At 45.1% G+C, this 23,484-nt stretch carries 16 protein-coding genes and 1 tRNA gene; 13 read left to right on the forward strand and 4 right to left on the reverse strand.

The annotated features are described in order from the left end of the window. The first annotated feature begins 10 nt into the window (after nt 1-10). The 13 genes from HRU80_08105 (at nt 11) to HRU80_08165 (ending at nt 16,261) form a co-directional block, all read left to right on the forward strand. On the forward strand, nt 11-1,279 hold the full coding sequence (locus HRU80_08105) for a hypothetical protein (GenBank protein QOJ28848.1): 1,269 nt from the start codon (nt 11-13) through the stop codon (nt 1,277-1,279). An 18-nt stretch (nt 1,280-1,297) separates the two neighbouring features. Beyond that, a complete protein-coding gene (locus HRU80_08110) occupies nt 1,298-3,760 on the forward strand; it encodes a T9SS type A sorting domain-containing protein (protein QOJ28849.1) in 2,463 nt (820 codons plus the stop codon). Between the two features lie 11 nt (nt 3,761-3,771). Then, on the forward strand, nt 3,772-6,507 hold the full coding sequence (locus HRU80_08115; GenBank protein ID QOJ28850.1) for a T9SS type A sorting domain-containing protein: 2,736 nt from the start codon (nt 3,772-3,774) through the stop codon (nt 6,505-6,507). 107 nt (nt 6,508-6,614) lie between these two features. After that, nucleotides 6,615-7,877: a TRAP transporter large permease subunit gene (locus HRU80_08120; protein QOJ28851.1), complete on the forward strand. Its 1,263-nt coding sequence runs from the start codon at nt 6,615-6,617 to the stop codon at nt 7,875-7,877. Nucleotides 7,878-7,889: 12 nt separating this feature from the next. Continuing rightward, on the forward strand, nt 7,890-8,036 hold the full coding sequence (locus HRU80_08125) for a hypothetical protein (GenBank protein QOJ28852.1): 147 nt from the start codon (nt 7,890-7,892) through the stop codon (nt 8,034-8,036). Between the two features lies 1 nt (nt 8,037). Continuing rightward, on the forward strand, nt 8,038-9,156 hold the full coding sequence (locus tag HRU80_08130) for a succinylglutamate desuccinylase/aspartoacylase family protein (GenBank protein ID QOJ28853.1): 1,119 nt from the start codon (nt 8,038-8,040) through the stop codon (nt 9,154-9,156). An 18-nt stretch (nt 9,157-9,174) separates the two neighbouring features. After that, a complete protein-coding gene (locus tag HRU80_08135) occupies nt 9,175-9,720 on the forward strand; it encodes a hypothetical protein (GenBank protein ID QOJ28854.1) in 546 nt (181 codons plus the stop codon). Between the two features lie 26 nt (nt 9,721-9,746). Further along, a complete protein-coding gene (locus HRU80_08140) occupies nt 9,747-11,660 on the forward strand; it encodes a gamma-glutamyltransferase family protein (protein ID QOJ28855.1) in 1,914 nt (637 codons plus the stop codon). Nucleotides 11,661-11,839: 179 nt separating this feature from the next. Next, on the forward strand, nt 11,840-12,826 hold the full coding sequence (locus tag HRU80_08145) for a hypothetical protein (protein QOJ28856.1): 987 nt from the start codon (nt 11,840-11,842) through the stop codon (nt 12,824-12,826). Next, nucleotides 12,823-13,251, forward strand: a complete 429-nt coding sequence (gene pgsC, locus HRU80_08150; GenBank protein ID QOJ28857.1) for a poly-gamma-glutamate biosynthesis protein PgsC — start codon at nt 12,823-12,825, stop codon at nt 13,249-13,251. The genes HRU80_08145 and pgsC overlap by 4 nt, the downstream gene beginning before the upstream one ends. Further along, nucleotides 13,248-14,303 carry a poly-gamma-glutamate system protein gene (gene pgsW, locus HRU80_08155; protein QOJ28858.1) on the forward strand — a complete coding sequence of 352 codons (1,056 nt, stop codon included), beginning with the start codon at nt 13,248-13,250 and terminating at the stop codon, nt 14,301-14,303. The genes pgsC and pgsW overlap by 4 nt, the downstream gene beginning before the upstream one ends. A 1,165-nt stretch (nt 14,304-15,468) precedes the next feature. Beyond that, entirely contained in the window at nt 15,469-15,624 is a 156-nt protein-coding gene (locus HRU80_08160; protein QOJ28859.1) for a hypothetical protein, read from the forward strand. A gap of 400 nt (nt 15,625-16,024) precedes the next feature. Then, nucleotides 16,025-16,261: a hypothetical protein gene (locus HRU80_08165; protein QOJ28860.1), complete on the forward strand. Its 237-nt coding sequence runs from the start codon at nt 16,025-16,027 to the stop codon at nt 16,259-16,261. A gap of 307 nt (nt 16,262-16,568) precedes the next feature. Here the strand turns inward: HRU80_08165 and HRU80_08170 are convergent. From HRU80_08170 to HRU80_08185, 4 genes are all read right to left on the reverse strand, one after another. Then, a tRNA-Ala gene (locus HRU80_08170) sits at nt 16,569-16,641 on the reverse strand. Nucleotides 16,642-16,742: 101 nt separating this feature from the next. Beyond that, the gene (locus tag HRU80_08175; protein QOJ28861.1) at nt 16,743-19,397 is read right to left on the reverse strand and encodes a T9SS type A sorting domain-containing protein; all 2,655 of its coding nucleotides are present in this window, start codon (nt 19,395-19,397) and stop codon (nt 16,743-16,745) included. 17 nt (nt 19,398-19,414) lie between these two features. Continuing rightward, nucleotides 19,415-20,869: a T9SS type A sorting domain-containing protein gene (locus HRU80_08180; protein QOJ28862.1), complete on the reverse strand. Its 1,455-nt coding sequence runs from the start codon at nt 20,867-20,869 to the stop codon at nt 19,415-19,417. Nucleotides 20,870-21,104: 235 nt separating this feature from the next. Then, entirely contained in the window at nt 21,105-23,360 is a 2,256-nt protein-coding gene (locus HRU80_08185; GenBank protein QOJ28863.1) for an SLC26A/SulP transporter family protein, read from the reverse strand. Nucleotides 23,361-23,484 lie beyond the last annotated feature (124 nt).

Genomic DNA, 23,484 nt, shown 5'->3' on the forward strand with positions numbered 1-23,484 from the left:
GGAAAGCATCATGAAACGTATTATAACAGTATTACTTTTAATCATTCTTTCCGTGGCTTCTGATCTTAAAGCTCAGATGAACATTGAAGGGGATTTCCAAATGCGCTGGTATACAGACAGTTTCTCTGAAACACGTGATAACCGCAATCGGGAAAATTATACCAGGTATCTCAGCAGGCTCAGAGGATCTGTGAGAGCAAGTAGAAATATAACTTTTCATACGCAGCTGAGTTCAATTATATATAATGAGACGCAGTCCGCAAGAAATATAGGCGGTACCGGAAAGATGCAGTATGTGATTAATCAGCTGTATTCAGAACTGTCTGAATCCAATGTGTTATTCTTTGACGTTCTTCGGCTTCGTGCAGGAAGACAGGCGTTTGGTATAGGAAACGGGCTTTCCTGGGGTGAATCATATTACTATACTGATAAGTTTGATGGTTTTCGTGCCGATGCTGCTCTGTATGATTTCACTCTGAGTCTCTTTGGCGCAATTACCGGACAGAATCTCAGTGAGAGCGGCCTCTATCCTGAGCCGGGAAGCGACCAGATCTATGCTCTGCGGGTTGGAAGAGAAATTTATAATCAGAATGTTATCGGGTATATGATTAATCAGAAACTGCGCGGGTCCTTCAATGATCACGTGATTTTCGGAGGAGGCAGCACAGGAACATTTCTGAATGAACGTCTGGAGTATTTTGCAGAATTTGCCCGTCAGGATTTTAATACGGCGCCGGGTCTCCCTGCCAAAGGTGGTATCGGATATATGGGGGGAATCAGTTACCGGTTCCCGCTGTGGCTTTTCAGATCGGTAAAGGTTGAAAGCCGTTATGCAGCGTATGAAGGGGATGATAAATCCACTCCTGAACAGGAAATCTTCAGCCCTTCTTACGCAAGCTTTTTCTGGGGAGACCGTTTTGGTTATGTGAATGGTGAAATCGGCGGTACGTTTCCGAACAGGGGGAGAAACAGGGACGGATCGAGAATATGGTATAATCGTTTCTATGTGATACCTGCTGCTTTCCCTGACCTGCGGATACAGCTTCAATATCTCAAGATTAATGAATATAAAGATAATGACGGCTACAATACCTTTGACGATGAACTTTCGCTGCGCCTTTATTATCGTATATACAGGAACACACAGCTTCAGCTCCGTTATTCAATGAGCTTCCCGAATGAAGAAGACCGGGATATCAATAACAGCGGACTCCTCTCATCATCAGAAGACAGGTACTCGTATCAGCGTTTTATGGCTGAACTCCGGGTTGTGTTTTAATATTGGAAAGGTACTGTAATGAAAAAATTGGCTTTACTGGTTTTTGCACTGCTGCAGATTCAGATATCCGCGCAGATTACTACCCTGCAGTCGGGTTCGTGGAATAATCCGGCTGTGTGGTCATGGGGCTCCGTGCCCGATTCGCTCACCGATGTTCTGATCAGTGCCGGGCATATTATTTCAGTGACAGATACGCTTGCAGTCTGCCGGAATATCGCTTTCGGTGATACCGCTGCCCATCTTGATATGGATGCAAATTCGCTGCTTTCTGTGTATGGTGATTTTGTAATCTTCAGTAATGATCATAATGTTTTCTCCGCCGGATGGTCAGCTACAAACGCAGCGGTGCGGTTTGCCGGTGGAGCATATCAGCAGATTAAGAATTTCAGGCATCTTGGGGGTTCAAGCTGTTTTCGTGATCTCATAGTTGATAAATGGGACGGAATCGTTGCCACTGATACAACGGTCAACACCACCATTGCTGTCCAGAATTCTTTTATCATCAGGCGGGGTCAGTTTACTCTCTCTCTCAATGATGATATTGAAGGCCGATTTGCGCAGAGCATTAACTTTGGTGCCTTCCCTGATATTATTGTTGAAAAAGAAGGGACGTTTTTCATGGCAGGCGGCACTTCACACATCCGGAGCAGCAGTTCAAACGGATATATCGGAAAAATGACGGTTTACGGAACTGTTTCATTTGCAACAACAAGCACAAACAGAATAAATATCAATAATATTGATATCGAAGAAGGGGGGCGTGTTTCCTTTACGACCGGATGGAGCACAGCATCGCCCCGGTTCAATCCGGATACGGTGACGGTAAAACCCGGTGGTATGATACGAAACTCTACCACAACAAATTTTTGGGTTGATACCTGTGTGGTCTATCTGATGACCGGCGGCAGTTATGAAACGACAGCATCTGTTACATTTTTCCCCCAGAATTTTATAAATAGGGGAACAGTGCGTTATTCAAGAAACTCCAGTGCAAGTGATCAGACTGTGACAGATATGGATTATCACCGCCTTGAGTTTTCATTTGCATCATCCGGTACAAAAAAGAACTGGACTCTTTCAGCTGACAGAACTATCAGTGACAGTCTTGAAATTAATAACAGTGCAGAACTGGTCCTGACAGGGGCAGCACTCTACAAAGCAACGGTAAACAAAACACTGCGCCTTACCAGCGGTATGCTGAATAATAGTTCTTCATCAGCACAATTGGCCCTGGCTGATTCTATTGTTATTTCCCGGGCGACCGGTCAGATCACCAATCCGCCCGTTTTCGGAAATTCTGTTGATCTCAGATATACAAGCAGCGTTGCTTCAGTAACAACCGGACCTGAAGTGCCGGATGCGGATATTATCCAGGATGTCTCCGTTTTCTCAACCGGCCAGACGGTAACTGCGGGTAAAAGTTTTCGTATAAAGGGCAATCTCACTCTTTCTGCAGGCACTTTTGATAATAACGGTGAGGCTGATGATATGACTGTAACGTTCGCTCCCGGTGCGGGAATACGGCGCGCAACCGGACAGTTATCAGTTCCTCCGGCAGTGGAGGGAGCATTAAACCTTGAATATATCAGTACGGTTGAACAGATAACAACCGGTATTGAAACTGCAGTAGCCCAGAATTCGATTGCGCAGATAACTCTTAGCGGCGATAAAGGAGTTCGGTTGGGCAGTGACCTCTATGCAAACGGAGCAGTAAACACCTCCGGAAGTTCGTTATATACCGATGCCTTTAAACTGGTGCTAAACCCCGGAGCAGTCCTCTTCGAAGGAGAGTATCAGGTATTCGGGAATGTTTACGCTGAGAGAAACGTTTCTGCAGGCAGCCCGGAAAATTTTGGCAATGCAGGATTCAGCGTGAATGCGGCAAACGCTCCGGGACAGATGACGCTTCTCAGAACCAACCTGCCGGATAGCGGCAGCTTCGGTATTAACCGGAAATTTGATATCACGGCAGATAATAACAGCGGTTTGAATGCCACGGTTGTCTTCACTTATGCTGATAATGATTTGAGAAATTTTAACGAAGCGAATCTGGCCCTCTTTAAATCAACTGATGCAGCAGTTAACTGGCTTAATCAGGGGGGAACAGTTGATCTGGCATCCAATACCATAACACTTTCGGGTGTTCAGAGTTTCTCGAAATGGGGAGCAAGCGATAAGGATAATCCGACAAGCACGGAAGAAGATGGAATGCCCGCTCTTTTTGATGTGCTTACTAATTACCCTAATCCGTTTAATCCCGAAACAACACTCCTCTTTTCTGTAAAGGAATCAGGCTCTGCATCGGTGTTGCTTTATGATATATCAGGTGCTGAGGTTGCAGTGCTTTTTAGCGGCGAACTTAAGGCAGGTGAAAGCAGGCAGATAAAAATTTCAGGGACGGGTCTGAGTTCGGGTACTTATTTTGCGGTCCTTCAGACAACCGGAAAAAGATTAATTCATAAACTATCTTACATTAAATAACAGGAGACGCCATGAAAACTTTGCTACACGCAGTATTTCTGGTAATGGTTCTTTCCGCAGTAGTTTCGGCGCAAATCACTACCGCGCAGTCAGGTAACTGGAGCGATGCTTCAACCTGGACAGGCGGTGTGCTTCCCGATTCTGCTTCCAACGTCCTTATCGCGGCCGGGCATACGGTAAATGTTAACTCGATGAACGCAGTATGTAACGCAGTTGCATTTGGTGATACCGCTTCCCATATTACACTGGACACTCTCGCGCGGCTGACCGTATACGGCAACTTTGCCATGTTTTCCACTGCACATAAGGTATTTACCTCCTGGGCTTTCGGATCTGTTATACGATTCGCCGGAGGTGCAGATCAGCTTATCAGCGGGCTGACCACAAGCACAACAGCAGTGTCAACTTCCTTCGCTGAAATTGTCGTGGAGAAATGGGCGGGTAAAGTATATACACCCGGCACCGATATAAAATTCGGATTTGCTAGAAAACTGGAGATTCTCAGCGGTACCTTTGAACTTGGTACAACCGATGATATTCAGGGAAGACAGATAGACTGGACTGCAGCAGCTCCTGAAATACTGATTCATCCTGACGGTATATTTACTATGGCAGGAAGCGGTTCACATATCAGGGTGACCAATCAGTTATCTGATACGGTTGCTTCTAGAATTGGCGCTCTGACGGTTTACGGAGTGGCAAACCTCCGGACAACAAGTACGAACCGGATTAATCTGGGCGGTGTTGTTGTGAAAGAGGGGGGGCTTCTTAATTGCGCGAGTTTTAGTGCATCTGCTCCAAATATTTTTAATTCTGGAATAGTTGAAGTTGAAGCAGGAAGTGAACTCCGTGTAGGAACAACAACAAACTTCTGGCATGGCACGTCTGCTGTTGTACTCAGAGAATTCGGAAACTACCGGATAAATGTTTCTTCAGCTGCAACCGCATTTCCTCCGGTTTTTATTAATAACGGAACAGTGCAGTATGGCAGTTCATCTGACCAGACAATCCGTGATATGGATTATTACCGCCTTGAAGTCAGCTTTAGCGGAATAAAAACCTGGACTCTTGGCGCGAACAGAGTCATTACTGATTCCCTCGAGACAAATAACAGCACCAGTCTGGTTATTACGGCAGCGTCACCATTTGAACTGAAGGTCGGAAAAACACTCCGTCTGACCTCTGGCAGTATTGATAACAGCAGCACAAATGTAACTCTTAAAATAGCTGCTGACGGAGAAATCTCTCGCGCGACGGGAACCCTTACAGCAGCTCCGGTTGCTGAAGGTAATATCAGCTACAGATATACCAGTGTTAATAATGTGACATCCGGTCCTGAACTTCTTCCGCTGATTACCAATCTTACCGTGATCGGAACCGGCGGTATGGTTCTTGGTTCAAATGTGACAGTCACCGGTGCGCTCTTACTTTCAGCAGGTGAATTTGATAATAACGGGTCACTTGATGATAAAATACTTACTATGGCTGATGACAGCAGAATCCGCCGTGCATCAGGGAGCATGACAGCACGTCCGGTAGCAGCAGGTAATCTTAATATCGAATATATATCTGTTGTGACTCAGGTAACTACCGGTAATGAACTCCCTGCTGATTCGAGCAGAATTAAAGATGTACTGGTTACTTCAACACAGGGTGTAATCCTCGGTCAGGATTTATATGTGAGCGGTACACTCAATATCACCGGCAGCCCTCTGCATACCGATGTGCACCGGGTAGTGCTTGGCCCTGATGCTGTTCTTATTGAGTCTCCAGGTAACATTGTTTCCGGAAAAATCAGAACCACCAGAAACGTTGGGACGGGAATTCCTAATACTTTCGGGGGAATCGGATTTGAGATCAACGCGGTTGGTGTTGCTCCCGGATCCACTGAGGTTGAAAGAGTTACCGGATTTGCATTCACGGGTAATAATGCGCAGAGTATTGAAAGATATTATAAGGTTACCCCTGCATTAAATACCGGATTGAATACTTCTGTCCTCATGCGGTATAATGATGATGAACTTAATAATATCCAGGAACATCGTCTTATTGCCCTGCAGTCAACAGATAATGGTGTAACCTGGGCTCCTTTTGAAGGAGTGCTTGATACTGCCGCAAATACTTATGCGCTTAGTTCACTGACATCTCTTGCTCTTTTCACTTTGTGCAACCGTGACAGCATTATTCCCGTTGAACTGACTTCCTTCATTGCCGAAGCTGGCACAGGAAGTGTTACGCTTAGATGGACCACGGCAACCGAGAAGAACAATATGGGTTTTTCTGTTGAGAGGAAAGTTAAGGGAGAAGAATGGCAGAGCATCGGATTTATCCGCGGCGCAGGCACCTCAACAACCATACAACAGTACTCATATACTGACAGGAAAGTTAAAAGCGGTATTTACAGCTACCGCCTGAAGCAGACTGACTTTGACGGTACAACGGAGTATTCATCCGTGGTGTATGCTGATGTGACCGTCCCTGCAAGATTCGAACTTGCCCAGAATTATCCGAATCCTTTCAATCCTTCCACAAGGATTACCTTCACGGTGGCTGAGATGAGTCTCACCCGTGTACAGGTCTATAATATAGCCGGTGAAAAAGTAGCACAGTTATTTAACAGTGTTGCAGAACCGGGCACCTTGTATGAAGTTGAATTCAGCGCAGCAGGTCTGAGCAGCGGTGTCTATTTCGTCAGAATGGAAGCCGGAAAGTTTGTTTCAGTAAAGAAAATGATTCTCGGAAAATAAACCAAAAAAGGCGGAGCTGCCCTGCTTTCTGCGGGGCAGCGCTTCCTTATTATCAGCATGACAGGAATGATTTTGCATTGTATTAAACAGAAGAGAATCTAAGCAGCATGGAAGTATATATACTGATCGCTGTTCTTCTCGTTTTTGCTTTTGGAGTGCTTCTTTTTAAGCTCCCCGCGGGCGTTTCACTGATGCTTGCCTCAGTCACCGGCACTCTGTTGGCAGGAGAGGGTATTCCGCTGCGCCATCTGATTGAAGGTTCATTCGGATTCCTTGAGGCAATAATGATCATTGCTACCGCAATGATTTATATGAAAGCCCTGAGTGCCACAGGGGTGCTGCCGACAATCAGCTACGGTATGATACGGTACTTATACCGCTATCCTGTTGTTCTGATGATTGTTATCATGTTATTTATTATGTTCCCGGGCATGCTCACCGGACTTTCTTCGGCATGTATTCTTACCACCGGAGCTCTGGTGCTTCCGGCGCTATTGGCAATGGGAATGGACAAAAGAACTGCCGGCTCGATGGTAGCCATGGGGGCAGTGCTTGGCGAAGTTGCACCCCCTATAAGTATTCCGGTCATGATTATCGGAGGTGGTGTTGATATGCCCTATATCGGTTTTACCGGGCCATTGCTTATTGCTACTATGCCCCTTGCTGTTATCTATGCCGTATATTTCCGCTACCGCCATCTGAAGGATTTTAATGTGGAGGAAGTGCTTGAACGGCTTGAAAAACCGGTTTACTCAGAATACGGATTCCGGTTGTTTGTACCGATTATTCTGGTAATTGGATATATGACTGCTGAGATACTTTTCCCGGTGGTTATTCCTCACATTGGTGTTCCGCTGGTTTTCATTATCGGCACCATTACAGCAGTCGGGTCAGGAAGGAAATTTAAGTTTCTTGAAATATCCCGTTCAGCCCTGAGAGACGCAATGCCGGTGATGTCTATTCTAGTCGGAGTAGGAATGTTTCTTCAGGTGCTGACTCTAACGGGAGTCCGCGGAATGGTTGCGGTGAGCGCACTGCAGCTTCCGGAAGAGATTAAATATCTGATTGCATTGATTATGCCATTCTTCGGTTCTGCTTATGCTTCGGCATCGGTGATCGGAGTTCCCCTGGTATATGTATTTATCGGCAAGAATTCGATTGTGGTTACCGCCGCTCTGGCTCTTCTGGCTGCTCTTGGTGATCTGATGCCTCCCCCCTCTCTTCTCTGCGCGTATGCAGGACAGATGGTTGGCGAGAAAAATCATTTCTCGATACTTCGTAAAAGCATTCCGCTCATTATCCTCGGACTTGCTGCTGCAATTCTGATGATTATTTTCGCGGCTGAAATAGGATCATTTTTAGGACTTTAAGAGATTTATTGCATGTTATACTGGATATATATAGTTATTCTCGCGGCAATCAGCTATGCTGCCATAAGAGAACTGTTTGATGAAAAAGACTGGAAAAAGCAGATCGGATACGTAATGGTGCTCATTCCTTTCATCCTCAGGATTCTTCAGGTAAAATAACATGATGGATAAGCATAAAATACGGGCATTAATCTTTCTTGCAGCCGCCGCAGCAGTAGCCGGATATAGTTCTCTGGAGTTTTACCGCCAGCAGGAAAAAGAGCCCCTATATCCCTCAGAATACCTTACATCAAAGAGAATGCTGAGTTACTATCATCCGGGAATTCCGGATGCAGCGGATACAGAAGTATATATTTTTGATTCCGGAGTTCCCGGAGCTACTCTGTTTCTTGCGGGGGGAACCCACCCCAATGAACCCGCAGGATACATTGCCGCAGCGGTAATACTTGAAAACCTGAAAGCAGAGGCAGGCAGAGTAATACTGATACCCCGTTCAAATATCAGCGCCTTTTCTCATAACGATCCAATGGAAGGGTTTCCCGGCAAATATACCCTTCAGACTAATTCCGGAGAACGGGAATTCCGTATCGGCTCCCGGCTTTCCAATCCGCTCCACCAGTGGCCTGATCCCCTGGTGTATATACAATATCCATCCGGTCAGAAACTCAGCGGTTTTGAAGCCAGAAATCTGAACCGTACTTTTCCGGGCAGGGAAGGCGGAACCTTTACTGAAGAGATTGCGTTTGGTATTCTTCAGTTGATAAAAAAAGAACAGGTATCGGTTGCGATTGACCTCCATGAGGCAGCTCCTGAAATTCCGATTATTAACGCGATTGTTTATCACGAAAAGTGTGAAGAGATGACACTGAATGCAGTCCTTGCTCTGGAGTTTGAAGGCCTCAGTTATTCACCCGAACGTTCTCCGGAAAATTTTCGCGGGCTTACTCATCGTGAGTGGGGAGATTATTCGGATGCAAATCCCTTTCTGATGGAAACATGCAATCCCATTCAGGGGCGCCTGCGGGGAAAGACTGATGCGGATCTGGTCGTGAAGGGGGTAAGTGAATTTTATAAGTCAGCAAAGGAAAGCGGTAAACTCCGGATTGAATATGATATAAACGGTGAACCGCTCTGGCGAAGGGTTGCCCGCCACACCGAAGGATTTAAAGCGATTATTAATGCATATAATGAAGCGCATCCCGGCAGCATGATACTTGTTTCCGGAATTCCCTCCTATGCAGAACTTGAGGCACAGGGTGCCGGTGCATTTTTAAGATAACATACATAAAGGAAAAAAATGAAAAAGTATATATTTTTGATAACCGCGATTCTTCTTGCAGGCACAGCAGTTCTTCAGGCACAGGATCAGAAATTTAAGACAAAAATTCTGGTTTCTTCAGCAGGCCAGAGTGCTGATACCAAACTGGTCGGCATGGTACTGAAAAAGCTTAAACTCAGCACTTCTGAAGTCCTGCTTGCCAAACCTTCAGACCTTACGGGTATTGAGACTCTGATTTTGGTTCCCGGCTTTAGCTCCAAGGGACTCGGAGCCGCAGGTATCAGCATTGATCAGGAGACTGCACGGGTAAAGGAACTGATTCAGGCAGCAAAGCAGAAAAATATTCCTGTAATCTGCATACACATCGGCGGAACGGCCCGCAGAAAAGGGAATTCTGATGAATTTAACAAAATGGTCGCCGATGTTTCCAAATACATCATCGTTGTGAAACAGGGGGATGAAGATAAGTTCTTTACCAATATCGGTTCCGGCAAAAAGATTCCGGTAAAGGTGGTTGAAAAAATTGCGGAAATATCAGACGAACTGAATAAACTTTTTAATTAATGATTTAACCGGGAAGCGGTACCGTCATGAAACAACTGAAATTTTATCAGTATAAGTATATACGAACATTCCTTCTTCTGCTTGTCTTTTCCATGCCCTTCCTGGCAGGGGGATGGTCTTCGGCTGAAGATACAGGCGTATCCAATAAAAGCAGCCAGGGTGTGGTTGCAACTGCCCATCCTCTTGCTACGGCAGCCGGGGTGGAAATGCTGCAAAAAGGGGGAAACGCCATTGATGCTGCAGTTGCCGCTGCATTCGCAATTGGTGTGGTTGAACCTGACGGCTCTGGTATTGGAGGCGGAGGCGGTATGGTTATCCGGCTTGCAAAAGAGAATAAGGTGATATTTATTAATTATTACCAGAGCGCGTCCTGGAGTATAGATCAGCTGAATTATAACTTTGTTGAAGACCGGAAATCAGCAAAGGCTATTCTTGTCCCCGGTACGGTTGCAGGACTTACTAAAGCACATGAACTGTACGGATCACTGCCGCTGAGTGAAATTCTCGCTCCGGCTGTCCGTTATGCTGAAGAAGGGTTTGAAATTGACGCAACGCTCGGTTCTCTCATTCTGGATAACACTGAGGACCTTAGCAGATATTCATCCACGGCGGCAATATATACCAGCGAAGGATTCCCCAGAATGGAAGGGGAACTGCTGGTACAGAAGGATCTTGGATATACCCTGAGAAAAATCAGTGAGAAAGGCCGTGATGGATTTTATAAGGGCGAGATAGCAGAAACCATGGTGCGTGAGATCAGGGAAGCAGGGGGAATGCTTACTATGGAAGATCTGGAACGCTATGATGCCAGGGTTGAGCCGGCGGTAAAAGGAACGTACCGGGGCTATGATATATATGCGGCAGGCCTTCCGCAGTCCGGGGCTTCCATCATCCAGTCTCTGAATATGCTGGAATTCCGTAATCTGGCTTCGCTTGGACATTACAGCGTTTCAACAGAATCCGCTCACTTTCTTGCTGAAATATTCAGGAGAGTGTATGCAGACCGCACTGCCTACATGGCTGATCCTCGGTATTCATTCACACCCCTTCTGGGCTTAATATCAAAGGACTATGCCCGTACCCGCTACCTGGATATTGATATGAATGCATCCAATCCTCCGGAATATAGAAAAACAAAGGAGGGGAACCCTGTTCCCTACAATACCGGCAGCAAAACGACAAACAACGATATCCCGCCTGTAACAAATGACGGCAAAGTATTTACCGATGATCCTGATGACGAGGGTACTTCTCAGCGTGACGGATGGGGAGATGATCAGTTTGATTCATGGGGAAAAAAGAAAAAAGGAAATCAGAAGAAAGACAATAAAAAGAACACAAAAAAGGAAACTGATTCAACCAGCAAGGATTTAGATACCGAGTATGACGGTCATACAACTCATCTCTCTGTTATAGACAGGGAAGGCAACATGGTTTCACTGACGCAGACTCTTGGGACATTCTTTGGTTCATTTTTTACAACTGCGGGTGTTCTGTATAATTCCTCAATGTCAAATTACTCAGAGACCATGAAACTTAACAGTGTTGAGCCGGGGAAACAGCCGCGCAGTTCCATCTCTCCGCTGATTGTTCTGAAGGATAATAAACCCTTCCTGATTGCAGGATCGCCCGGAGCCGGAAGAATTATCACGACAGTGGTTCAGCTCGTTTCTAACGTAATTGATTTCAAAATGGATGCAGAAGCAGCAAATGATGCTCCAAGATTATTCCTGCAGAAAAATGATGATTTTCTCAGGATGGAAAAACGGTTCACTGAAGAAGTTAAAGAAGGACTTAAGCAGAAAGGACACAAACTCAGAATCTATGGTGATTATGATCTCTTCTTCGGAGGAGCATCCCTTATTACCATTGATCCGGTAACAGGAGTAGCTACCGGCTCTGCTGATCCGAGACGCGGAGGCAATGCGATAGGTTTGTAAAACCTGCGTATATTTCCGCAGCTATGGAAATAAATCTTCTATTTTTATACACCGCAGGGACACTTATAGTGTCCCTGTGTTATTTTATTACAGAACAGCTGCTTCTGAAACGAGCTTACAGGAAAGTACCTGTCAGAATCCTGGTGACGGGTACACGCGGAAAATCTACTGTAACAGAATTGACTGCTCTCTTACTGCGTTCTCTCAGGAAAGTTCAGGGTAAAATAACGGGTGTTAAACCGGCACTTATTGATGAATATGGGAAAAAGTTTCTGATAAGAAGAAGGGGCGTCAGAATTCAGGAACAATTCCGTTTATTGATAAAAGCATCGTTTAAGGGATATGATGCGGTGGTTTTTGAGACTATGGCTGTCCATCCGGATTTACTCAAAACTGAAATTACCTGGCTGAACCCCACCCATCTTGTCATTACAAATATTCGTGACGATCACCGTGAGGCACTTGGGGGTACACGTGAGGAACAAATGCATAGGTTTATTAAAGCGCTGCCCGAGGTCCCCTGCATTATTACCGCAGATGAATTTGTATATACTGAGATAAAGAAAACCAGAAAACCTGACGATAACACCATCCTCTGTATCTCACCGGCAGCAGGAAGTTATACTTCTAATGCTCTGCTTGCATGCAGGACAGCTGAACTGGCCTCCGGAAAATCCTTTAACCCGGAAGAGATTGAATCATTTATTCCGCAGCCGGTACTCGTTCAGGGGGCTAACAGAGATGGAGAATTTTCCTGGGTAATAGATGGTCTGAGCATCAACGATACTGATACGGCAGATATAGTATTGGAGCAGGCGCTTTCCTTCCCAGCAGAATCCGGAGCGGTGTCATTGCTTATTAATACGAGAAATGACCGCCCGCTCAGGACTAAACAGTTTCTGGACTGGGCTGTCAAAAGAAAAAATATACACCATATTTATCTTTCCGGAGATCACATCCCCTTTGCACTGAGATACCTAAGGAACTTGAAATCCGAGATACCTGGAAATTCTTTGCCAGATATTTCTGATAGTGCCGGAGCGTCTGTGTTCCTGCATTCTTTGAAAAAAGGAGAACTGCTTTTTATGACTGGTAATATTCATGGAACAGGCTTTTTACTCAGGGAAGCTCTGGAAAAAATCATATTGCAGAAGGAATCAGTTTGATAACGGAAGCCCTGTTGATAGGACTGGTTGCAGGTTTTATCTGCTACGAATTGTTTGATGTATCGCCCGGCGGTATTGTAAGCCCGGGCTATCTTGCTCTTTTTATAAGTGAACCTCTCCGGCTGGGTACAACTGTTCTGATTGCACTCATAGTTTGGATGCTGATAGAAGTTCTTTCAAAGCACCTGATTCTCTATGGGAAGAGAAAATTTTTCCTTGCGCTTCTGACAGGATTCCTGCTGAAGATGTTGTCAGAGCAGGTGATCATGCCGGGATTCGAACTGCAGACGGGCCTGATGTCAATCGGATATATCATTCCCGGGTTGATAGCAAGCGAAATGTCCCGGCAGAAACCGGTTCCGACACTGCTTGCCCTGGGAATCGTCACATTATTCACTGCATTGGTAATCCTGATCATCAGGTGAAAAAAGACACTATCCTTCGTCTCTCATTTCTCTTTGCAGCTTCGCTGACAGTGTACCTGATAGTATTATTTTCGGCAGAAAAGGGAGAGGCTGATGAATATTCGGAGGGAATGCTCAGAGCAGAAGTTTTAAGCAGAAGGTGGCTTACTTCTGCTGATAGCCTCGCCCGTGCGGTGCGAGGCAGAGACACCTATCCTGTTTATCAGGAATTTGGCGGTCTGATCGGACCTGAGTATTCAGAGATAACAACGACGACGGGAACGTTGGATGCAAAGATAACTTCACTTAACCCATGCTTTGCTGCTCTGATATATAAGTGGCTAAAAGAGGCAGAAATTGATTCATCATCCGCTATTACACTGCAGATATCAGGGTCATTTCCAGCTCTTGCGATATCTGCTCTTGCTGCATTACAGGTATCGGGTGCACGAGTTTCGGTGATGAGTTCAATCGGAGCATCGATGTATGGTGCGAATGATACATTGTTCCCATGGCCGGCAATTGAAAAACATCTTACTGAAGAGTGCGGACTTTTATACAAATCATCCATTATGACTTCGGGCGGAGATGACGAAAGGGGAGAGGGTATTCCGTTTGCGGATACTTCAATATTTTTTCGTCTCGCTGAGCGGCATGGTTTTAGATTATATATCCCTGAGGATCTGAATGCAGTATTATCCGCAAAGCTTGACCTGATCAGAAAATCCGGAAGCAAGATGTATATTAATATCGGGGGAAGCCATTCGGCTCTTGGGAACTGCAGTCATATATTGCAGGTCAGGCCTGGTTTTCACAGACAGTTACAGAGCTGCAAAGATCCTTTGCGGGGGCTTCTCTTCAGAGCGTCTGAGGAAGGGCTGCCGGTTATCCATCTGCTGAACATCCGCGAGCTTGCATTGCAATACGGATTTCCCATTGCTCCTTCTGAATTCAACAAAAAACCGGATAAACTTATTGCCCCTGCGGAGTATCCAAAGCTTTATATATACGCAGGAATTGTAATGATAACACTGCTCGCCTATGCACTGAGGATTAAGAAATTGAATCGGTGAATTTGATTTTTCGTGATCAGTCCATAAATCTCTTGACAAGTTTTACGAGAGGGAACCGTAATAAAAAGCGTATTTAAACCCGGGAAATCTGATGGGATTTTTTAAACCCGGAAATATCATAAATTTAAGTAGTTTTTCGAAAGAGTACTACTATTCAAAAAATGCACTTTTTACTGTAGCATGCAGTTCAAAATCAGGCGGCCAATGGTAAGGATTGCTCTTCATATATGAACTGATTGCAGGCAGGAGATTACCTTTGATCATTAAGAAACAATTCTTATACAATCAGAATCAGACCCGGGATTTTCTCCAGTGAGTGTGGTTCTAAGATTTAGATAGAATATCAGACTTTACAGCAACTGTTCAACATACGGTTTTTCATATGAAAACGTCATGTGAGTAATTTCTGGATGAATGGAAGTAGATTAGGAGATTACCTCTACCGATTTTTTGCATATTCAGTATGAAGTAGAATAATGAAATAATTCTCTCACAACAGAAATAAATACTTGGTAGATATCTTTACCAAAGATAACACTGATGTAGGTCAGTACCATTCCGTAATGATATGACACACTGTAAGGAAGTACAAAAGGATATTATCCAAGAATACGAGGTCGTCCATTTGAGAATACGTTGAATACTTTTATTATAGAGGCAAAATCTATTAATAATGAATGGTTACGTTCCGGCAACAAATATTTATGCAATAATGTGATTGATTATCTGAAGGAGACATTTGTCATTATGGGGAAAACTAAAGTTAGTCTACTCAGAGCAGACAGTGGTTTTTTTTGGGGGGCAATGCCTGGAATACTATGAATCAAATGGGCGTCTCCATATCATCGCAGCCAGATTTTATGCCTTCCTGAAGAAAATACGGCTGGCCAACAGACAATGGATACCCTAAAGTAAGGGTCTTAGGGTAACAGAATTTGAGTAAAAAGCCGGAACCTGGACTTATGCACAATGGTGCATTGCAGTCAGAAAGGATATTGACTTATATCTCAATGCTTCAGTGTATTAGCTTCCATCATTTTTTCGAATAAAAGGATCAATAAAAACCTGCCGTTTTAGCGTAGTGTTTACAAGTTTGGATCTGCCAGCGTCGCAGGTGTGGAATCTGTATTGCAGTCTATCTGATGCTGAGAAAAGAATCAAGGAGTTGAAATATGATTTTACTATTACGGGATTCTCATCAGAAGATTTTTATGCAACAGAAGCCACTTTCCGTTTTGCCTTACTCTTCAATGATATTTTTGTCATCATTCGTCTTGTTGCCCTGGGTGACAGGAAAGCCCGCAGGATAGCAAAACTCTGACTTTAATGCATTCCATTAAAGAATTGAGTCAAAACAGAACTATAAAACTAGCTGTTCCGCAGAAAAAACGAGGTTGGATTGATATCTTATTCAACACCTTGCTGATTATCAGCCTCAAATTTAAACTGCTTTTCACGATTCGGGTTAATCAGCTTTTTCTTGAAGTACTCGCTGTAAAAGATAGCTCTTTTTTCCATGTTTTGTCCTTTCTGTGATTATTTTGGTGTCAACCTATTTCAGGACGGTACACCGGGTCCCCGAGCGGAGCCAACCCGGTCCCCGAGCGTAGCCGAGGGGAAGTCGAGGGGGAAGTCGAGGGGCTGAGCCGAGGGGGAAGTGCTTGGGATGAGGTTTCTTTACTTCATACTTCATCCTTATTTAGTATATTTGATCTATGCAGATGATACAAATTCCCGAAGAAGAATACAGGGCGCTCAAAGAGCAAATTGCTCTCCTCAGCGATACAGCTCTTCTTAAAAAAGTCAACAAATTAATAGACCTGCTCTATCAGGAGAAATATGGTCTTTACATGGGGGATTTTACTGACGATCTGACAGAACATACTGTTGGCAGGCAGTGGGATGGGACTGACAGTGGATGGGATAGTTTTTCTTCAGATAAAGATGGACCGCACTAAAAACTCTATAAATAACGGCTCTTGGAATTTCCGCCTGACGCTTTGCCTTTGTTAACAGTCTGCTGTAATTGTTTTTCACAAAATAGCGTTATTGTAAGCGTTTTTCATTTCCCATAAGCGTTTTTCTCGGAAAATTTGTTTAAAAATTATTTATCACAGATTCTTACTTAAAGTCCGGGTGGACTTTTGAGCATTTTTCTGCAACTCGCGTGCAAAGTTGTTCCCAATTTTGTTCCCAATGGCACTTTCGGGGTACCCTTTAAAAAAGCAAACCCTCGTAAGTCATTGATTTACAAGGGTTTATGAGTGGAGCTAAGCGGGTTCGAACCGCTGGCCTCTTGAATGCCATTCAAGCGCTCTCCCAACTGAGCTATAGCCCCATTTTTCCATACACAAATTTACGAATTCATCTTGAAATAAAAAACCCCCGCCGGTCTGACCCGGCAGGGGTTATTCTGTTTAACAGATTTTTATGGGGAGGTTACTTCAGTAACTGCATCTTCTTGGTTACTACGCTCTTTCCTGCCTGTAAACGGTAGATATAGGTACCGCTTGCAAGTCTGGTTGCATCAAAAACAGCACTGTGGCTGCCAGCTTCGTAGTATCTGTTGTTTGCAAGTACTGCAACTTCCTGACCGAGCATGTTGTATATACGGAGATCAACTACTTCAGCAGTTGGTAATCCGAACTTAATGGTGGTGCTCGGGTTAAACGGATTCGGATAGTTCTGATCTACATAGAACTGTGTCGGGATTGCATCCTTCACTCCAACCGGAATCGCTCTGATGATTCTGATGTTGAATGTATCCTGGCTGGGAATAAAGGTGATGCTGTTTCCGCCGCGTGCACGAACGGTCCACTTGGTGTTCAGTGTGTCAGCGGTACCGAGCCATCCTAATGCCTGTGTTCCGGTAAAGGTGAATAAACTGTCATTCAGCGGGTTTGATCCGAAAACAGGAGTTTTAAGCAGCTGGAACTGATACTGAACTGCATCACCATCTACATCAATGGTCTTTGTCCAGTTAGCAGTAAAACTCTGCGCGGAATCCGTTACGAGAATGGTTGCATCATCACCCGGAGCATTAAGGAAGAAATATGGATGCGGATTTGTTGCTACACCCTGTGTAATGCCTGCATAAGCATTCGGTGATATCTGATAACCGCCGTTAGCAGGTGTGCCGGTGAAGAACTGTGTTGCAAGTCCAACAACATTAATCGGGTAGGTAGGAGCGGGCTGTCCGTCGCAATCAGTATCACGGTCAATTCTAAGGATTGCTCTTGTATATCCGTTCCAGATGTTGATGTTTGCATCAGCATTTGAAGCAGGCCAGTTAACGGTATTTTCAGGGGTCGTGGTGACTCCGTTTACTTTAACGAGCATGCTTTCATATTTTTCAGCATCGGCTATGAACTCGGTGAGATTCAATTCAACCGGTGTGAGAGGATTATTGATATCAAGCAGTTCAATATCAGTGCCGAGATTAGTCAGATTAAGCTGGGTTACACCATTAAAATGACCAACAGTACCTGTTACCAGGAGTCTGTCACCGATATTATATACTGGTCCGCCGCCGGTTTCACTTCCTTTAGTGATAATGATGCCTGCGGTTGCATCCTGAATGCCGTACTGAAATCTGTTGGAGGATGCTGTGAAATTGACTGAGTTAACAACACCGATTACGGTAACCACTTCATTCAGACGATCCGGTACAAAATCACCGTTTGCGTCAATACGCACTGCCGCGATAGTTTCAGCAAAGATAACTTTGATCGGATTAAGCGCGGGAGTGGTAAAGGTATTACCGCTGCCCGGACGTGAAATTACGATAACTTCTTCGTTTGAATTCTCAAAGAAAACGATATTACCTGCTGCGTCAACTGCAACATCCGCGCGGATAGAGGTAATGTTGTTCTGATAATCCTGGAATGCCAGTTCTGCCACGGGAGCGGCGCTGTTATATATATCCTTAACAGCGAAGATACCCTGGACAAAAGCGTTGCCTGAGGCAATTCTTGATCTGGTAAAATAAATGATGTCATCATTCGAGGTAGCACCATAATAAATTGCGGCAGTAGTAACAAGACCGGTATCATTGCGGACTGTCCATACGGTATCAGCAAAGGTTTTGGTTCCTGTGAATGAACTGCCTAAATGGAATCGTGCTAATCCGGGTTTAGTTGAGCCGTTTGGAATACCCACAAACGTTACGTAGAGTGAGTTGTTTGGATCACGGCCGGCAACTGCATCATACATACCGATTCCTGCACCCTGGGTTGATATCAGCACTTCTTTTTGTCCGTAGAAGGTATAATTGTTTCCGATGTTAAGACGGTAAACAACCGTGTCAGCAACAACGATAATCTGTTTGCCGGCACCGGTACCAACTACCTGAAGACCACGGATTGCAGCAGTATATCCTGAGTCAATCTCAACAACATTCAGTGTGTCCGTGTGGTAACGGAAGATTTTTCTCTGAGAGGTACTCAGCAGATAAATATATCCGTCTTCATCAGCTTCGGATGAGTGGCGGACTTCTCCCGGACCGACAGGTACGCCGGTTGTGGTGAGAAGAGCGGTACCCTGAGCATTGCCCCACTGTTCGCCGTTTGCAGCGTGGCGTGCAACACCGGTTGCATATCCGCCGTTATCAGCAGTAAAAATAAAACCGAAATTTTTGAGAGCTTTATTTTTTACCGTTGTTACACCGCGGGTAAAGATTGCAGGGGTTGAATAGTGGATTGTTTTATAAGTAGCATAACCCGAGTTCCAGGTCTTCACTTCGAAAGTGTAATTGCCTGTAGGAACTGAGCTGCCTGAATTATTATTGCCATCCCATACCACAAAAGTATCGCGAACGCCGGCTGAATCAACATAGTTGAATCCGGTTGCGGTAATGGTTCTGACGAGGGTAGCCCCGTTGTATATATTTATCCAGAGTGAGTCTGCGCGGTCTGCCAGAGTGAAGCGGATTGCCGCACCGGTGCCATCGTCAAACCTGCCGTCAAAGGGATCATTGCTTCCCGGCTGTGTTACCCGTATGTTATGGGCAAACACATCCGCCTTTGTTTCGGTCTGGATAAAAAATGTGAACAGCAGTGTTATAGCCGTAACTGCCGCTAAAAAGGTCCTTTTCATCGAACTGTCTCCGTTTATTATTTAAGTAAAGTCATCTTCTTTGAAGCAGTAAGAGCGCCTGCCTTCAAAGTATATATATAGGTGCCTGACGCGAGTTTTGACGCATCAAAAGTGTATTTATAGGTTCCTTTTTCCATGGAAGAAGAAATAAGCTCCGTTACAAGCTGTCCGTTAATGTCATATACTGACAGGTTAACCATTTCGTCCTGAGCAAGTGAGAATTCAATGGTAGTAGCCGGGTTAAACGGATTCGGGAAATTCTGTGAGAGAGAGAATCCGTCAGGTGAAATATTTTCTGATTTTTCCACACTTACGATCGTAAGAGGAATAGTAGGCAGTGTTCCGGTGAATGCCCATTTATCAACGGTCCAACCGTAATGAGAAACGGTATATAAACCTCCGTCATCATCCCAGTCGGCGGCATAGTTTGAAGCATAACCTGAAACCTGCGGCTGCAGACCGCCATTACCGCGGTTAGAAAAACTGCCGGTCATCATAAAGTTCCATGCTGCATGGTCAACGGTATCAAGAACCGCGCCGGTATTGGGATTCAGCAGGTAGGTTCTTGAGAGTTCGTAACCTGCACCGGTTGTAAAGATAACCGATGTAGCCACAGCGAGGATATTTTTGCCTCTCATGATATTCATGCCAATTGGGCCTGAATTAACAAATACTCCGCCTGAGGAAGTAAGAGTATCATTAAGAGTTGCCTGGAATGAAGTGAGCTGTGTATATCCGGTAGCAGGGCTTCCGGTGTAGCAGTATACCTTGCGGAGTGTATAGTTTGAAATATATATTACAGAACCGTCACCGGTTGCGGTAACGCCGTAGAGATTTCCTGTATCAGGAACGGTGATCGTCTGAAGAGCTGTGCCTGCATGGCCTCCGCCCCACTCAGCATTGTCATTAATGCCGGCATAAACGCGAACCTGACCCGGCTGCCCCGGTCTGATAACAGTAACATATACTCTGCCGAAGTCATCAACATCAATGCCCCAGATTGAATCAGCATTGGTTGCAAGACGGTAGTCAGCTGAGTAAATTGAATCAGCACCCATCTTAAAAACAAGGATGTTTCTTTCGGGATCATTGTTAGCAACATAGATCATTGAGTCACGTGAAGCAGCCAGATCCTGTGCTTCAGTCATGAGCACGAGGTCAAAGCCGCTTACCCATGGCATCTGATAAGTACCGATACCGGAGCTTCCATAGGCATAGTATCCCATGCGGCCGGTGGAGTCGGTTGCATTGGTATAGCCTACAAGATAATTGCCGACCGCAGCTCTGCGGTTAACAAGGGCAACAAAGGTGTTCGGTTTAACCACTGCAACAGCCGGCGTGTTATGACCTGTCGAATTCGGCTGGTCATCCCAGGTTGCATAAGCGCAGTTCCAGTCGCCGTCAAAAGTCTGTGAGTAGTTCACTGAAGTGAAGAGGAGAGAGAATAAGAAGATGTAAAACAAATTCTTCATGAGTGTGCCTCCGGAAAGTGAATAATTGTTTAAAATGAATCATAAGAATAGAAAAAAAACGCTAAATAAGCAAGAAAAAGGGGACACATCAGAGGCCAATCAGCAGGAGCCGTCAGGTGTAAAATCGGTATATTTTTCCCCGCAGAAAGCTCAATTAAGAAGAAATTTGATGTTTTTATCAAAAAAAACGCCGGAAATCCTCCGGCGTTAAAGCTTAAGGTGTTTTGATCGTCAGTTATCCCTCTTGCAGGGCTTTTACCTCAACATTGCTGTGCCTCAGGCGGTTGGCTATTGTAAGAGCGAGCCGCTCAAAAAACAGCCCGGCAACAGCGGAGTCCGACTTAGATATGCTATCGAAATCGGAGCGGGACAGAATGTAGAGATCAACCGCGCCATCCGCAAATGCATCAGCGGAGCGCACCCCTTCATCCAGGAAGGACATATCACCAAAGAAATTACCCTGGGCAAAGGAAACCAGAGTATGGTAAGTACCACCTGAAAGCGGGATGGCAATCTTAACGGCACCTCTGGCAATAAAGAAAATCTCATCACTTTTATCCCCCGTTGCGAAGATTTTTTCATGGTCCGCAAAGCTCTTTCGTTTCATTACGGACTCAATGGTTTTAAGCGCATGGGGAGGAAAATCATAGAAAAGCTCAATTTCATCAATTGAGAGTGACCGGGATTCAGTGTCTGCTTCGGTGTAATATTCCTTCAGCAGGGCATCTTCGGTGAATTCAAGTGCATCATCCTGAGAGTCAAAAAATTTCAGATTATCCGCCTCCGCGAGCCCGAGATCTCTGAGATAGTCTCTGATGTTCTGACCGGTGGGGAGACTTAGGGGAACAGAGGCGAATATCAGGGTGCCTCCGTTGTTCTTTAACCGGGCGAGGATCTGTTTGAGCATATTAACCGCAGTGAAATCAATTGAGACCACGCGTTTCATATCCAGAATCAAAAATTTATTGCGGCTGATTGAAGACTCAAGCTCATTAAGAAGCTGATCGGTGGTTCCGAAGAAAAGCTGTCCCTGAAGTTCAATAATAAGGGTCTTGTTTCCGTGTTCGGAAAGGACGTCCATCTCCTCCTGAAGGCGGATTTTCTTGGAAAACTTTTTATCGCCGGTCATCTTTCTGCGGATAACAGAGCTTCTGATCTGTTCGCGGAGGAAGAGTATGATTGCAAAAGCAATACCCACACCTGCAGCGGTGATAAGACTGGTGCCGACAGCTGCGACAATCACTGCGAGAATAACCAGAAAATCAATAATGGTAAGTTTTGACTTCAGTAAGGAGAAGCTTTTTTTGTCAATCATTCTGATGCCGACAACGATGAGAATACCGGCCAAAGCTGATGTCGGAATCCAGGCAACCAGATTACCAAATAACAACAGCACCAGCAGAGCTGTAACTCCGACAAACATTCCTGAGTACTGTGTTCTGGCACCACTGTTCAGATTTACCAGTGTGGCACCCATAGTTCCGGCACCGGGAATTCCGCAGACAAGCGCAGAGCCAAGATTACCAAGGCCCTGTCCAATAAGCTCTTTATTCGAATTATGCCTTGAATAGGTCAGAGCATCAAGCACAACGCAGGTTTTAAGCGTGTCAATGGACATAAGAATTGAGAGCGTTAGAAAGGGGATAATCAGATGCGAGATCTGAGAAAAATCAATGGATAAGAAGTGGGCAAAATTGGTAGTTACAGTACCGGTTAAATCGGTAATTGAAGCAGAAATTGCACCAATGATAAATTTATTTCCCTCAAGAGAGAACAATGCATTATCAAAGAAGGCAAGTGCAAAATACGCAGCCACTCCCGATGTGAGGGCAATAATGGAGGCAGGAACTTTAGTTGTTATTTTAGGAGCTGCCACCATCATGATGATGGTTACGCTTCCGATGACTATTGACTGCCACTGCCAGAGCTCAAAACTCACCAGAGCTGCCCAGAAGGTGATCTTTTCGGTAATACCAAGCATTTTGGGCAGTTGTGCTGAAAAGATAAGAACACCCACACCGCTCAGGTAACCGGCCACCACGGGGTACGGTATATACTTAATAATCTTACCTCCGCCAAGATACCCGACAAGAATCTGGAATCCTGCTGAAAGCAAGGCTACAAGGGTTACATAGGCGGGAATAACTTCTTTTGGCACCGAACCGGATGCAAGCATCTCGGCGACAAAGACCGAGAGAACCGCAGCGGCTGGGGCGCAGGGGGCAGTCACCAGTTTTTTAGTGCCGCCGGTAAGGGGTGAAATGAGCCCGAGCATTATCGTACCGATGATGCCCCCAAGGGCTGCCTGGCCGGAAAACTCCTTGCCAAGCGAGGCGAAAATTATAAGACCAAATGCAATTGCGGAGGGGAGTGCGACCAGCATGGATGCTGAACCTCCCATAATATCTCCAACCCAGTTTGAAGTTTCCGGCTTATTAGCCGGCCGGGCAGGGGAATCTGAACCTCCTGTTACTCCTGAACTCTTCGACATGGCAAACACCTCATTTTCGACAGCTCAAATTTAGATGATTATTTAAGCAAAGTAAAGAAATAATATGCTCATTTTATAAAGGAAGTCAGGCGGTGACGAGAATCCGCCGTCCGGGACTCCCCGG

The organism is Ignavibacteriales bacterium (genome assembly GCA_015709675.1).
Classification (GTDB): Bacteria; Bacteroidota; Ignavibacteria; order Ignavibacteriales; family Ignavibacteriaceae; genus H2-BAC3.